The organism is Ruegeria sp. CG11 (genome assembly GCF_056537245.1).
In genome coordinates this window covers 175,066-188,483 of record NZ_JBQFRE010000006.1, presented here as the reverse complement: position 1 = coordinate 188,483, position 13,418 = coordinate 175,066, and the positions used below count along the sequence as shown (strand labels likewise).

General features: G+C 57.3%; 11 protein-coding genes. 6 read left to right on the top strand and 5 right to left on the bottom strand.

Going from position 1 to position 13,418, the window contains the following annotated elements; genetic code table 11:
* Positions 1-132: 132 nt before the first annotated feature.
* Positions 133-591 (top strand): adenylate/guanylate cyclase domain-containing protein, encoded by a 459-nt coding sequence (locus ACR0KW_RS15325; protein WP_480805768.1) that lies wholly within the window; start codon positions 133-135, stop codon positions 589-591.
* 383 nt (positions 592-974) lie between these two features.
* Here the strand turns inward: ACR0KW_RS15325 and ACR0KW_RS15320 are convergent, their stop codons facing one another.
* The 5 genes from ACR0KW_RS15320 to ACR0KW_RS15300 all read right to left on the bottom strand — a co-directional run bounded on the left by ACR0KW_RS15320 (position 975) and on the right by ACR0KW_RS15300 (position 6,313).
* Complete coding sequence (locus ACR0KW_RS15320; RefSeq protein WP_480805767.1) at positions 975-1,835, bottom strand: sterol desaturase family protein; 861 nt, start codon at positions 1,833-1,835, stop codon at positions 975-977.
* 290 nt (positions 1,836-2,125) lie between these two features.
* Positions 2,126-2,485, bottom strand: coding sequence for a glutathione S-transferase C-terminal domain-containing protein (locus ACR0KW_RS15315; protein ID WP_480805766.1), 360 nt, complete (start codon positions 2,483-2,485; stop codon positions 2,126-2,128).
* Positions 2,486-2,533: 48 nt separating this feature from the next.
* Positions 2,534-3,520: a GlxA family transcriptional regulator gene (locus ACR0KW_RS15310; protein WP_480805765.1), complete on the bottom strand. Its 987-nt coding sequence runs from the start codon at positions 3,518-3,520 to the stop codon at positions 2,534-2,536.
* A gap of 260 nt (positions 3,521-3,780) precedes the next feature.
* Positions 3,781-4,857: an alcohol dehydrogenase family protein gene (locus ACR0KW_RS15305; protein WP_480805764.1), complete on the bottom strand. Its 1,077-nt coding sequence runs from the start codon at positions 4,855-4,857 to the stop codon at positions 3,781-3,783.
* Between the two features lie 292 nt (positions 4,858-5,149).
* Positions 5,150-6,313 carry a M20 aminoacylase family protein gene (locus tag ACR0KW_RS15300; protein WP_480805771.1) on the bottom strand — a complete coding sequence of 388 codons (1,164 nt, stop codon included), beginning with the start codon at positions 6,311-6,313 and terminating at the stop codon, positions 5,150-5,152.
* A 424-nt stretch (positions 6,314-6,737) separates the two neighbouring features.
* Here ACR0KW_RS15300 and ACR0KW_RS15295 point away from each other — a divergent pair, with 424 nt between their 5' ends.
* The 5 genes from ACR0KW_RS15295 to ACR0KW_RS15275 all read left to right on the top strand — a co-directional run bounded on the left by ACR0KW_RS15295 (position 6,738) and on the right by ACR0KW_RS15275 (position 13,301).
* Positions 6,738-8,399: an ABC transporter substrate-binding protein gene (locus ACR0KW_RS15295; protein WP_480805763.1), complete on the top strand. Its 1,662-nt coding sequence runs from the start codon at positions 6,738-6,740 to the stop codon at positions 8,397-8,399.
* Positions 8,400-8,492: 93 nt separating this feature from the next.
* On the top strand, positions 8,493-9,440 hold the full coding sequence (locus ACR0KW_RS15290; protein WP_480805762.1) for an ABC transporter permease: 948 nt from the start codon (positions 8,493-8,495) through the stop codon (positions 9,438-9,440).
* The gene (locus ACR0KW_RS15285) at positions 9,437-10,366 is read left to right on the top strand and encodes an ABC transporter permease (RefSeq protein ID WP_480805761.1); all 930 of its coding nucleotides are present in this window, start codon (positions 9,437-9,439) and stop codon (positions 10,364-10,366) included. The genes ACR0KW_RS15290 and ACR0KW_RS15285 overlap by 4 nt, the downstream gene beginning before the upstream one ends.
* Positions 10,363-12,210 carry an ABC transporter ATP-binding protein gene (locus tag ACR0KW_RS15280; protein ID WP_480805760.1) on the top strand — a complete coding sequence of 616 codons (1,848 nt, stop codon included), beginning with the start codon at positions 10,363-10,365 and terminating at the stop codon, positions 12,208-12,210. The genes ACR0KW_RS15285 and ACR0KW_RS15280 overlap by 4 nt, the downstream gene beginning before the upstream one ends.
* On the top strand, positions 12,207-13,301 hold the full coding sequence (locus ACR0KW_RS15275) for a mandelate racemase/muconate lactonizing enzyme family protein (protein WP_480805759.1): 1,095 nt from the start codon (positions 12,207-12,209) through the stop codon (positions 13,299-13,301). Before ACR0KW_RS15280 ends, ACR0KW_RS15275 begins: the two co-directional genes overlap by 4 nt.
* Positions 13,302-13,418: the final 117 nt, after the last annotated feature.

The following is a 13,418-nucleotide window of genomic DNA, read 5'->3' as shown; positions in this document are numbered from 1 at the left end:
GCCCTTAAATGAGATCGTCACGGCCTGCTCCTGTCATGTTCTAGTGCGCGCTACCAGAAATGCACTCGACCTGACAGGTAAGGGCCAAGTTCGCGACAAAACCGTTTGGCGCACCCTTGCAACGGCCCGACGATGCTGACAGCGCTTTGGCGTGTGCGTTGGAAATGCAGCAAAGGTTGGGTTAACGAATGGAATACCAGAAATGGCTTCCCGGAAATCGAGATGGGCATCGGTCTGAACACGGGTGAAGTGGTCGTTGACAATATCGGTTCAAGCAAACGCGCAAAATATAGCGTTGTAGGTAACACAACCAACTTGGCTGCAAGGATCGAAATCTACACCGTCGGTGGCCAGATCCTGATCGCGGACAAAACGCGTGAAGCTGTCAAAACGCCTCTTGAACTGGGAGCGATGCGCACGGTTGAACCCAAAGGTTCTGGCGATCCTTTGAAGCTCTATGAATTGACTGGCATGGGTGGTCCCTATGCGATCGCCCTTTCATCGCAATCTGTGGAGATGGCAGATATCAACTTGCCCGTTGCGCTCTCGTATAGAGCGGTTGTCGGTAAACAGGTCGTGGGTATGGCGTAACACGGCCAGCTTCTGAAGCTTTCCCCCGTCGAAGCGTGCATACAATCCGAGACAGCACCAAAACCTTTCAGCGATCTCCAGTTTCAGATCGAGTGGCAAAACGGCTCTGAAAACACTCTGACTCTCTACGGTAAAGTACTGGATACGCGCGACGACATTGGTTGTTTTATGGTACGCTTCACTGCGGTGTCGCCAGATGTGCGTTCGACCCTTGGCGAGATCATTGAGAAAAACAGAAAACACCGCAAAAGTTCCTGAATCTTTGAGATAGGGCCCCGATCCTCCCCCGCTGAAGTGGTCCTCCGCTATGTTTAGGAAAACGGAGGAAAAGCGCATGATGATACAGTATTTTTGAATGTTCGCCGGGTGTCTTGAGCAATCAATTAGAGCTCCGGGTCACTTTGCGAAGGCTCCTTCACTCGATTTATCGGATACCGGTCAGCTCGACCAAGGAGCGGTTGAATGAGCATCCGGTCGAGCCAAAGATTGCGCCTGTTTCGAAACTGCTCAATTCCAATTGTCATGTCTTCATGCCCGGACTTGGGTTGTGCCAGATAGGTTCCGAATATCCGGTCCCACCATGGTACGTTGAAGCCAAAGTTGCTGTTGGTCTCCGATGGCTCAATTGAGTGATGGACGCGGTGCATGTCCGGCGTGACAATGATTAGCCGCAGCGCTGCATCAACTCTGAGGGGAAGGCGAATGTTGGAGTGGTTAAACAGAGAGCTTGCATTCAACAGCACTTCGAAAACCAACACCGAAAAGGCAGGCGGCCCTAGAGCCATGACAATGCCCAGCTTGATCACCATAGAAAGCAGGATTTCCAGCGGGTGAAATCTCAAGCCTGTTGTCACGTCAAACTCGAGATCAGCGTGATGCATCCGGTGCAAACGCCAAAGCAGTGGTACCGCATGAAACAGCACATGCTGCAAATAAATAGCGAGATCCAGTGCCAGAACCGAAATAAGGAACGCTATCCAACCCTGAATGCTGATCTGGTTGAGGACACCCCAGCCATTTTCTTGTGCAATCACAGCGAGCCCGACAGCGACAACCGGAAATGCAAGCCTGACAAGTAAAGTGTCCAGCACAACCAAGGCAAGGTTGTTTGACCAACGCAAAAGCCGGGGGATTTCCATTCTTCTTCGTGGGGCTGCTAACTCCCAGACCGCCATGGCAATAAGTACACCAAGGAATATCGTGAGGCGGATTGCAGTTTCTTGTTCCAGAATGCCCTGCAGCATTTTAATCGCCGATGCGTTTATTGAGTTGTTTCAAATGACAGCATATAGCCGCTTTTTGCCTTTGACTAACGATGCCGACAGGTCGGGTTGGCTGTATTGCGTGAATTCGCGCTGTAGGATAGTTCGCAGGCGCAGCGAACGGCAGCTTCGGCGGGGCGCACCGCAGCACTCGATGTGACTTTGGAAGTCGGCTATGGGCCGGATACGACGTGTAGAGCTCAGCCGTTGAATCAAATCGGAGCGTCGCCTTCTGACCAAATTCTGTACTTACTCGTCACCCGCAAAAAGCTTTACTGTCTAGGAATTGATCCCGCCACGCCATTAAACTCGGCACACTCCTGTGCGTCAAACCACACGCGATCTATGTTCGCGAACTGGTGAACAAAAGGTAGAAGCGCCAGATCGGCAAGGGTAGGGCGATCTCCGCAAAGCCAGGCCCGCCCGACTAACCGCTCGTTGAGGTTAATCAAGTAGCTCGCCGCTTTCTTGCGTTCCTCTTTGACGTCTAATTCTGGATGCCGCGTGGAGAATTTAATGTGGTCCAAGGCAGCCTTGAATGGACCTTCATTTACCGCAATTTGGTCCCAACCTTCTTGAGGCATGTCCAAAAGCCGCAGCGTCGATGAACTCGCCATTTCAATCTGCGGCATTCAAGAATTTGGCGATACCGGTTGCTGTCTTAAGCGGAAACTTCTGCTTCAGCTCCACCGACCGCTGTGCAACAGGTGGCTGCGCCGAGCGCTGGCGCGGTCACCTGTTGGGGAGCGTCCGAACTTCTTTCGATAAGCCGCAGAGAACTTTGATGCGCTGGAATAACCGCAGGCGGCGGAAATTTCCGCGAAGGACATTGTTGTCTCTGCTACAAGGTCTTTTGCTTTGTTCAGCCGCAGGGTGAGATAGTAGACCTTTGGAGTCATTCCTGCACGTTCGGAGAACATTTCCTCTATCCGGCGGCGAGAGAGGCCTGCGTGCTGACAGAGCGTTTCGATACTCAGGGGTGTTTCGATGTTGTCCCGCATCAGTGCAACCACCGTCTGCAAGGCCATTGGAAGCGACTGCTGTAATTGCTGTTCGCCCAGCGGATCCTGTGGCTTGTTGCTGCCCGGAAGCCCGCCATGTAGCACGGTGCGGGCTACCTCATCCGCGATGCGTTGACCCGAAATTGAAGCCAAAAGGTCGAGCGCAAGATCAATTGTCGCCAACCCGCCCGAGCTGGTCATGATATTGCCATCGGCTGTATAACCTGCGGCGGTGACCTGTACTTTGGGGAACATCTCGGCAAAGGGTGCCAAATAGTCGTAATGAACGGTTGCCTGCTTGCCGTCCAGAAGCCCAAGGGCGCCGAGGATGAAGCCGCCCGAACTGATGCTGACCAATCGCGTGCCACGCGACAGCCACCGGGTCAGCAGCGGACGGAGCCGGTCAGCAGGGTAATGGTGTGGCACAAGGCTCGCGGAAAGGATCATGATATCTGGCCGAACGTCCAACTCGTCGACCGCACAGGTCTCAACTAGAACCCCGCTTGAGGCCTTCACCTGTCCACCGTCAAGTGAGACAAACTCCCACGCGAAATCTTCCCGCTCGGAACGCAAGTTGCAGATCCGGAAAGGATCAATAAAGCCGAGCGTGGTGAAAAGGTTGAACTCGGGCAGTACTAAGATCGTAATCCTGGTTTGCTCTACCATTCGGCCCCATGTTGGCAGACTTTTGCTTGGGTCGGCAGCCTATCGGAATGGGCGTGCAACCGGAAGCACGCAGCTACTCTGTTAAATCCCGCCCTCCAGCCGAAGTGACATTGGGGTTATCGCCGGAAAAGCCCCTGAGCAGCAGAAAACAAAGGATTTGCCCATGGTTTGTGTCTTGCCTCGGTTTCTGCGGACAGCGGCTTAAGTTAAGTCGGTGCCGCCGGCCGCAGGAGATCAGAGCTTCGAGGCAGATTTGAGTGTCATGATCGGGTTTGCGGCGGCAGCAGAACCAACTGGCCGATGTGGGACTTTGCCAGGAAATCCCCCTGTGCCTGAGCGATGTCCTTCAGCGCGTAAGTTTGAGCGACTAGCGGGCGGATTTCACCGGTTTCGATATACTTTACTAGGTTGGCAAAGACCTCGTCCACTTGGAAGGTGCAACCAAAAAGTGTGAGATCCTTGAGGTACAGGGTGCGGATGTCGATCTCGCAGATCGGCCCGGCGGTGGCATAGCGCCCGCCGCGTCGTAGCACGTCCAGCAGACTTCCCCAACCGGGACCGGCAACAAGGTCGATCACAACGTCGACGCTGCCTTCGCCTAGTTCAGCCACAAGATCGGCGTTGCGGCCCAGCACCTGATCGGCCCCAAGCGCGCTGACCGCCTCTGCTTTGGCCGGAGAGCAAAGCGCAATAACTGTCGCGCCACGCCGCTTGGCCAACTGCACCGCAGCCGAACCCACGCCACCCGACGCCCCAGTGATCAGAACGGTTTCAGCCTTCAACTGCGCCCGGTGAAGCATATTTTCAGCGGTAGAATAGGCACAGGGGATCGCCGCCAATTCCGCATCCTCCCAGTCGCACGAAACGGTATGTGTTTCGCGGGCGGGTGCAACTGTGAACTGGGCGAAACCGCCGTCGCACTCACTGCCAATTGTCCAGCACTCGTAGGGGCGGTAGTCCACATAGGTTCGCAGCATGTTGCGCACGATCACCCGCTCGCCGATCCGGGTCGGATCCACGCCTTCACCTACCGCAGCTACATAGCCGCAGACATCGGCCCCCTGGATGCGCGGGAACGTCAGCGGCGTGCCGGACCAACTGGCATCGTCATCGTCCAATGTGTCGTAGCCGTCTGCACCACCAGTGTCACTGGTCACGGTCTTCGAGTACCAGCCGATGCGGGTGTTGAAATCGGTGTTGTTTACACCGGCGGCAGTGACCCGGATCAGGACTTCTCCCGGTCCGGGGCGGGGTACGGGCACATCCGTGCGGTACTCAAGTTTTTCCAGACCACCGTGTCCGGTCAGTTGGACCGAATGCATCGTTTCAGGGATCATTTCTTTTCCTTCTCAGAACGGGTCACAGAGGCACCAAAGAGGCTTGCTTAACGCCCAGAGCCGACGGCGACCGGTCGTCCTCAATCCAGATGTTGGGTTCAAGGTCATAGTAACCCTCGACAAAATAGGGGGCAGCCTGGCGGGCACCGTCGAGTAGTTTGGATTTCGCCGTCGCGCCGACCTGAGTGCTGGCAGCGGCAGGGATGTCACCGTCCCAGCCGGATGCACCGTCTCGGACCGGTATGTCACGGGCGTAGATGTGAATCTCATTGATTTTCGTCCGGCTATCTCTTCAAGCCGCCGGCATTCGGCGTTCAATCATTTCTGCAAACCAGGAGCAGCCATAGGGAATAGCCTCGTCATTGAAGTTGTACTCGGGGTGGTGCAGCGCCGCCCCCTCGCCGATACCCATGAACAGGAAAGCACCCGGGCGTTCCTCCAGCATATAGGCAAAATCCTCGGACCCCATAAGCAGTGGCAATTCAGCGTATTTACCGCAGACCAATTCCGCCATCTGCGCGGCGTGGCCGACTTCCTCGGCGGTATTGATGGACGCCGGGTAGCCTAACGGCATGTCCAATGTCACGGTGCCGCCAAACATGGCGGCGGTGCCTTCGGCCAGCTCCTTTATGCGTTGGCGGGCCACAACGCGGGTTTCGTGCGACATGGTACGCAGGGTACCTTTGACGGTGATCTTCTGCGGGATTACGTTCGTCGCCTTGGACGAGCTTTCGATCGAGGTGATCGACAGCACAATCGGGTCCACCGGGTCGATGTTGCGCGCCGGGATGGTCTGGAGCGCCAGAACCATGTGGCAGGCGATCATCATGGTGTCGACCGACTTGTGCGGCTGTGAGGCGTGACCGCCCTTGCCCTCCAGATAGATCTCAAACGAGTCCCCCGCGGCCGTGACCGGTCCTATGCGCGAGCGGAATTCCCCCAAGGGGAAGCCCGGCATATTGTGGATCGCATAGACTTCCTGGATGTTCCAACGGTCCATCACGCCATCCTGCACCATCTTCTCACCGCCGCCGCCGTCTTCTTCGGCGGGTTGGAATATCATTACTGCGGTGCCGTTGAAGTTGCGCGTTTCGGCCAGATATTTTGCGGCGCCCAGCAGCATCGCCGTGTGACCGTCATGACCACAGGCGTGCATCTTGCCTTCGTGGTTAGAAGCATAGTCCACTCCTGTCTCCTCCGGTATCGGCAGCGCATCCATGTCGGCGCGCAGGCCAATGGCCATGCCAGAGCTGTTCGAATTGCCCTTGATCACAGCAATAACGCCGGTTTTACCGATACCCTCCACCACTTCATCACAACCGAACTCTCGCAGCTTTTTGGCAACGATGCCTGCGGTGCGGTGAACCTCAAAACCCAGTTCCGGATGCTTGTGGAAGTCCTGCCGCCAAGCGGTGATTTCATCGTGCAATTCGGCAAATCTGTTTTTTACAGGTATTATCTGGAGCTCCCCAAAAACCGGCTGCTGAAAATGTGGTGCCGTTTCTACTAGCGTGGCGGATCAGACCGTTTACGGATCCATGTGATACCCTTTGGCCCAACCAGTTTTTCCGCTGCCCCAATTGCGCTGGAAGGTTTCCTTTTTTGTTGAATTTTCAACTCGCCTGAACGGAAAGGGGTATCGCCCATAATTGGCAGATTTCAGGTGATTTCCCTTCGCCTCAAAAGCACGGATCAACGATATTCGCGGCGAGAAATCCTCCGAAATCTCAGTTTCCGAGCCAAATTCGGGATAAATTCTCGCGCAAAAAGGGTAGATGGAACGGCCTGTCCCCGCCCCTATTAGGAAGGACCCGGCATGCGGAAGGCTCTTAATCATAGGGCTCCCGGTGCCCCATAACAGACCATAGGGAGCAAGCAGAATGACCACTAAATCTGGAAAAGACATCTCCAGCAGTATCCGCTTTGGAGACATGGGCGAGGCGGATCGGGAGTTTGCCGGTCGGTCCCTGAAACAAGGTGCATCGCGGCGTCAGGTAATGGGTTGGCTGATGGCGATGGGCGCAACTGCCACCAGCGCTGGTGCTATTGTTGCCAGCGCCACTGAAGCCGTGGCTGCAACGCCCAAGCGCGGCGGCAAGATTCGTGCGGCCTTTGCCCAGCACGGTCCGGCTGACACGCTGGATCCGATCCTGCAAAACGGATCGATCGACTATATTCGAGGACGTCTGCACTTTAACAGCCTGACCCGCATGCAAGACAACCTGACTGCCGGACCGGAACTGGCGCATAGCTTCGAAGCCAACCAGGGCGCCACCGAATGGACCTTTCAGTTGCGCAAGGACGTGGAATTTCACGATGGTTCCAAGCTGACCGCCAACGATGTCATCTACTCGATGAACCGCCATTTGGGCGACGACAGCAAATCTCTTGCCGCAATTCTGGTGAAACCGGTCTCTGAATGGGTGAAGGTTGATGAACACACGGTCAAGGCCGTGCTAAGCGAGCCGCAGGCGGAGTTGCCGATCATTCTGGCAACCTACCACTTCAAGATCATCAAAGACGGCACCACTGATTTCTCGACCCTAAACGGCACTGGTCCTTTTAAGTTAAAGGAATTTGTCCCCGGCGTGCGCTCGGTTGCGGTGCGCAACGACAATTACTGGGGGTCCGAAGGCCCGTATCTGGACGAGATTGAAACGTTCGGCATTACCGATCCCGTTGCCCGCGTCAACGCGCTGATCAATGGCGATATCCAGATCATGACCAATTTGGACACAAAGTCTGAACCCCAGATTGAGGCGGCTGCTGGCGTTGAACCCTATGTTGTAAGCTCGGGCGCGTATATCGGCATTGCCGCGCGCTATGACAACAGCCCTGCTGGCGGTGCGGACGAGCATTACAACTTTCTCAAGGGTCTGAAGCACCTACAGCGCCGCGACCGCATCCGTCAGGTTGCAAGCGGTAACCATGGCGATATCGGCAACGATCAACCCATCGGCCCCGCCTACGGCGCATCCTGGTGCAAAGAGATCAACGACCCGGTCATGCACCCCTATGATCTCGACAAAGCCAAGCACTACTTCAAAAAAGCAGGGATGACCGGTGCCGAGTTGAATGTGGCAGAGGTCAGCCCTGGCCTCACGGACATGGCTGTCATCCTGCAGCGCGAAGCGGCCAAGGCCGGGTTTGACCTACAGCTGAAACGTGTGCCAGTCGATGGATTCTGGGGTGCTGTCTGGAACAAAGAACCACTGTTCGTGACGAATTGGAACGCGCGACCGACCGCTAACATCATGATTTCGCTGGGCAATACTTCGGACGCGAAGTGGAATGAATCCGCCTGGAAGAACGAGACGTTCGATAAGCTTCTGATAGAATCGCGGGGCGTCACCGATCCCGCCAAACGCTACGAGATGAACTGCGAATTGCAGCGTCTGTGTGCGGATGGATCCGGCTCGGTCATTCCGGCGCACATTCCTTACAAGGATGCTGTTGCCTCAAACGTTCGCGGCCTGACCAAGGTGCCGCTCGGCCCGGTTGGCGGCAACGAATGGCCCGAGTTCGTCTGGCTGGACAGTTGATCCGACTGACAACCCGACCGGTCGCAGGAGAGACCTGCGACCGTCCTTATCCGCGCCGCCAGCGGCGCTGATTATCTACGACAGGTCAGGAAAATGTTTGGACTGATATTGAAACGAATTGGCATTGCCGCCCTTCTGGTCTGGGTTGTGTCGGTGCTGATCTTCATCGCAACCCAGATTCTGCCGGGCGATGCCGCCGAAATCCGACTGGGCCAACAGGCCACCGCCGAAAACCTGGCGGCGCTGCGAGCAGAACTGGGGTTGGATCGGCCCTTGGCCCTGCAGTATCTGGGCTGGCTGGGTAACCTTCTGACCGGGGACCTAGGCATTTCCCAGGCCGGAGGGGCGACCGTTTCCAGCCTTATCGCTAACCGGATCGGCAATACGGCCTTCATGGCAATGGTGGTTTCAATGATCGCCATTCCACTGTCCGTGTTCTTAGGCCTGATCGCGGCGATGAATCCCGGCGGGCGGATCGACCGTCTTGTGACGCTCACCACCCTCGGGCTGATATCGGTGCCAGACTTTCTGATCGCGACCATCCTGATCTTCGTGCTGGCGATTCAACTGGGGCTGACGCCTGCGGTGAGCTATCTCAGCGGCACCGAAGGGTTTTGGCAATCTCTCTACGTTCTGTCGCTGCCGATCTTGACGCTGGTGATCGTGGTCTCAGCCCAAATGGTCCGGATGACCCGCGCGGGCGTGCTGAACGTCATGGGCTCTCCTTACATCGAGATGGCGATCCTCAAGGGCATTCCGCGCAGACGTATCGTTTTGCGCCACGCGTTGCTGAATGCCGTAGGACCAATTGTGAACGTAATCGCCCTAAATCTGGCCTATCTGGTGTCCGGCGTGGTGATCATCGAAACGATCTTTGCCTACCCGGGCCTTGCGAAACTGATGGTTGATGGGGTGCTGTCACGCGATCTGCCTCTGGTTCAGGCTTGCGCGATGATTTTCTGCGTCTCGTACATCGTCCTCATCTTGATCGCCGATATGGCTTCCATCTTTTCCAACCCGCGTTTGAGGCATCCGAAATGACCCTACAGACAAGTACAGACGATGCGGCACAATTTGGTGACCTGCCCGATGCACCACCCAAGAAACGCATTCGCCTTTCTCTCTCCAGTAAGGTCTGCGCTGGTTTCCTGCTGGGCTTTGTCTTCCTGATGATCTTTGGCCCGATGATTTCGCCTTACGATCAGGCCTATTTTATTGAAGAAACCCTGACTGGCGAGTTCATTCTGGACCCGGGCTTCCGCCCACCCAATGAACAAGCCTGGCTGGGAACCGATTACCTTGGCCGCGATACCCTTTCCCGGCTGATCTACGGCGCAAGGACAACCATTGGCATTTCCCTGGCCGCTACAATGTTGGCCTACCTGATCGGAATTACATTGGGAATCGGTGCCGCGGTGGCAGGCGGCTGGACCGCCTCCATCCTCTGCCGTGCCGACGATGCGGTGCTGGCCTTCCCCAGTATCATGCTGGCTCTGGTCATGATCGCCGCCATCGGGTCATCGATACCGCTGCTGATCGTTCTGGGCGGGGTGGTCTATGCCGCCGCCGTGTTCCGCATCGCACGCGCGCTGGCGCTGGACATCATGGTGCAAGATTTTGTCGAGGCCGCCCGTGCCCGCGGTGAGGGACAGTGGTGGATCATCACTCGCGAGGTGCTGCCCAACGCAATCATGCCACTGGCCACCGACTTTGGCCTGCGGCTGGTCTTTGTGATCCTATTCGTCACCAGCCTCAGCTTCCTTGGCCTGGGCGTGCGACCGCCCCTTGCCGAATGGGGTACAATGATGCGTGAGAACATGACCGGCCTCGGCAATGGGTTCTGGAACGGTGGCATCGCCTGCCTAGCACCGGCTGCTGCCATCGCGATCCTGACCATTTCGATCAACCTGATCGTGGATGACATTTCCGCCCAAAGCGGCGGTGCCTTGGCGGAGAAGATGACATGAACGAACCCCTGTTTCAGGTCAAAGATCTTAAAATCGAAGCACGGCCGTTTGGGGCACCGCCTATTCCGATTGTCAAAGGTGTCTCCTTTGATGTGCCCGCAGGCCGGGTTGTGGCGCTGATCGGCGAGTCCGGGTCGGGCAAGACAACCATTTCGCTGTCCGCGCTTGGTTACACCAAACCGGGGCTGCATTTTGCCGGTGGCAAAGCGCTGCTGCGCGGGACCGACATGTTGACGGTCGAAAGCGAAGAGCGCCGCCTGATGCGCGGAAAACACGTGGCTTATCTGGCACAATCCGCAGCGGCCACTTTCAATCCGTCGCTGAAGATCGGCGAGCAGGTCACCGAAAGCGTGATGCTGCACGGCACCATGACCCAAGAAGAGGCCGACGCCCGCGCGTTGGAGCTTTACCGCGCGCTGGAACTCCCCAACCCAGAGAGCATTGGCGAACGCTATCCGCATCAGGTCTCTGGCGGGCAGCTGCAAAGGCTGATGGCTGCCATGGCGCTCGTGGAAAAGCCCGACCTCTTGGTCTTGGACGAGCCGACGACCGCGTTGGATGTCACCACGCAGATCGAGGTTTTGAAGGCCTTCAAAAAAGTGATCCACGAGGAAGGTTCGGCGGCGATCTACGTGACCCACGACTTGGCTGTGGTGGCCCAGATCGCTGACCATATCGTCGTGCTGTATGGCGGCGAAGTGATGGAACAGGGGCCGGTGGAGCAGATCATCAGCAACCCGCGTCACCCCTATACGAAAAAGCTGATGGCGGCCGCGCATCCGATGCCAAAATCCAAGGACAGCGCAAATGGGTCCGGCGGTGGGGAGGAGGACTGTCTCGATGTGAAAGCCGTCACTGCGGGCTATGGCACGATCACTAACCACCAGCCTCAGTTCCCGGTTCTCAAAAACATCAATGTCACTGTCGGACGCGGTAAGGCGGTCGGTGTAATCGGCGAATCCGGCTGCGGCAAGTCCACCTTGGCGCGGGTTATCGCAGGGCTGCTGCCTGCAGCGGATGGTGCGGTTTCGCTTTCGGGCAGGCAACTGCCCGCAGACCTCAAGAACCGCAGCCGAGAAGATCTGCGCCGGGTGCAGTTCGTCTTCCAGATGGCCGATACCGCCTTAAACCCGCATCAGACCATCGGTGAAATCATTGGCCGCCCGCTGAAGTTTTATGCGGGCCTGAATGCCAGTCAGCGCAAGAAGCGGGTGGGAGAGATACTTACCATGGTGGAACTACCGCCCAGTTTCGCCAACCGTCTGCCAGGAGAGTTGTCGGGCGGACAGAAACAGCGGATCAATCTGGCCCGCGCTCTGGCGGCGGATCCAGAGGTCATTCTCTGCGACGAGGTGACCTCGGCACTGGATACGGTTGTGGGCGCATCGGTGATCAAGTTGCTGACGGACTTACGCGAAAAAACCGGCGTGTCGTTCGTCTTCATCAGCCACGATCTCAGCACAGTGGCGTCCTTCGCGGAAGAAATCGTGGTTCTGTACGCCGGACGGGTGGTGGAAAAGGGGCCGGTTGCCCAGATTCTGGCACCGCCCTTCCACCCCTATACCAAGCTTCTGATCGGCTCGGTTCCCGAAATGCGCACAGGCTGGCTGGAAGACACCATGGCGTCGCGTGAAAGCCAGGCAGGCATTTCTGGGGGAGTTGACCTCAAAGCAGCGGGCTGCCCGTTCTTTGCGCGTTGCCCACTTGCTGTCCCCGGCACCTGCGACGGCACCGTGCCGCCGGAACGAGCAACAGGCCCCGGACATGTAATTGCCTGCCACCTCCAGGCGGAGGACTTGAACGACTTCGCCTCCAACCTTCTAGAGAGTACCGAGATCGCATGAAAATTACCCGTATCAGCGTCTACCAGATCGATGTTCCGATCGAGCCCTTCAAGATCTCCCACGGGCGGGTCATGGACAATTTTGACGAGACCATCGTCCGGATCGAAACAGACACCGGGATCGAAGGCTGGGGGGACAGCGTGCCCTGGGGGTCAAACTTTATACCGGCCTTTGCGGCTGGCGCGCGTGCGGGCCTGATAGAACTGGCCCCCGGGCTTATCGGCAAGGATCCCCGCATGATCGGTGCCATCAACGAGCTGATGGACGCGGAAATGACCGGGCAGCCCTATGTCAAAACCGCGCTGGATGTGGCATGCTGGGACATTCTGGGGCATGCCTTGAACACACCGCTGTACATGCTTCTAGGCGGCAAGCTCACGCCCAAACTGGGATGTTACGGGTCGGCGCCTCCAACGACCGGTCCGGAACTGGCCGAAGCGATAGAGCGGTTGCGAGCTGATGGCCACAAGCGGTTCTCGTCGAAGTCCAGCGGCGACCCGGAGGCGGATATCGAATACCTGCGCACCATTGGTGAACTGATGCGCCCGGGGGAGTCCTTGAAATATGACGCAAATGCCGGCTGGCGCGTGGATGAAGCGTTGCGGATCGCCCGCATGGCGGGTCAGGTGGATGTGCTTTTCGAACAACCTTGTGCGACCTACGAAGAATGCCGTGACGTGCGCCGCAGCAGCGGGGTACCGCTGATCCTGGATGAAAGCGCCTCCGACCTGAATGTTGTGCTGCGGGCCAAAGCAGACGGGGTGTTGGATGGGCTGAACCTGAAGCTGGCCAAAGTCGGCGGCATTTCCAAGATGCGGGTGATCCGCGATGTCTGCTCAGCTCTTAAGGTGCCAATGGACTTGCAGGATTCGTCGTGGAGCGAGCTGGCCTGCGCTGTGGTCGCCCACATGGGTCAAGCGACCCCGTCACGCAGTGTGATGACGGCACTGATGCCGATGGGGATAAAGAAGGAAACCGTGACCAATCCCCCGCACCGCGACGGCCGTTTCGTCTCTGCACCCGATCTTCCTGGTATCGGTACTCGCCCGATCCTCGAGGTTCTGGGCGAGCCAATTGCTGTCTTCAACTGAAGCTTCTGCTTCAGCTCCACCGACCGCCGTGCATCAAGAGGCTGCGCCGGGCGCCGGCGCGGTCGCCTTGAGCACCTATAATGGTTTGGCCTTGCGCTATTCGAAAGTTCCGATGCG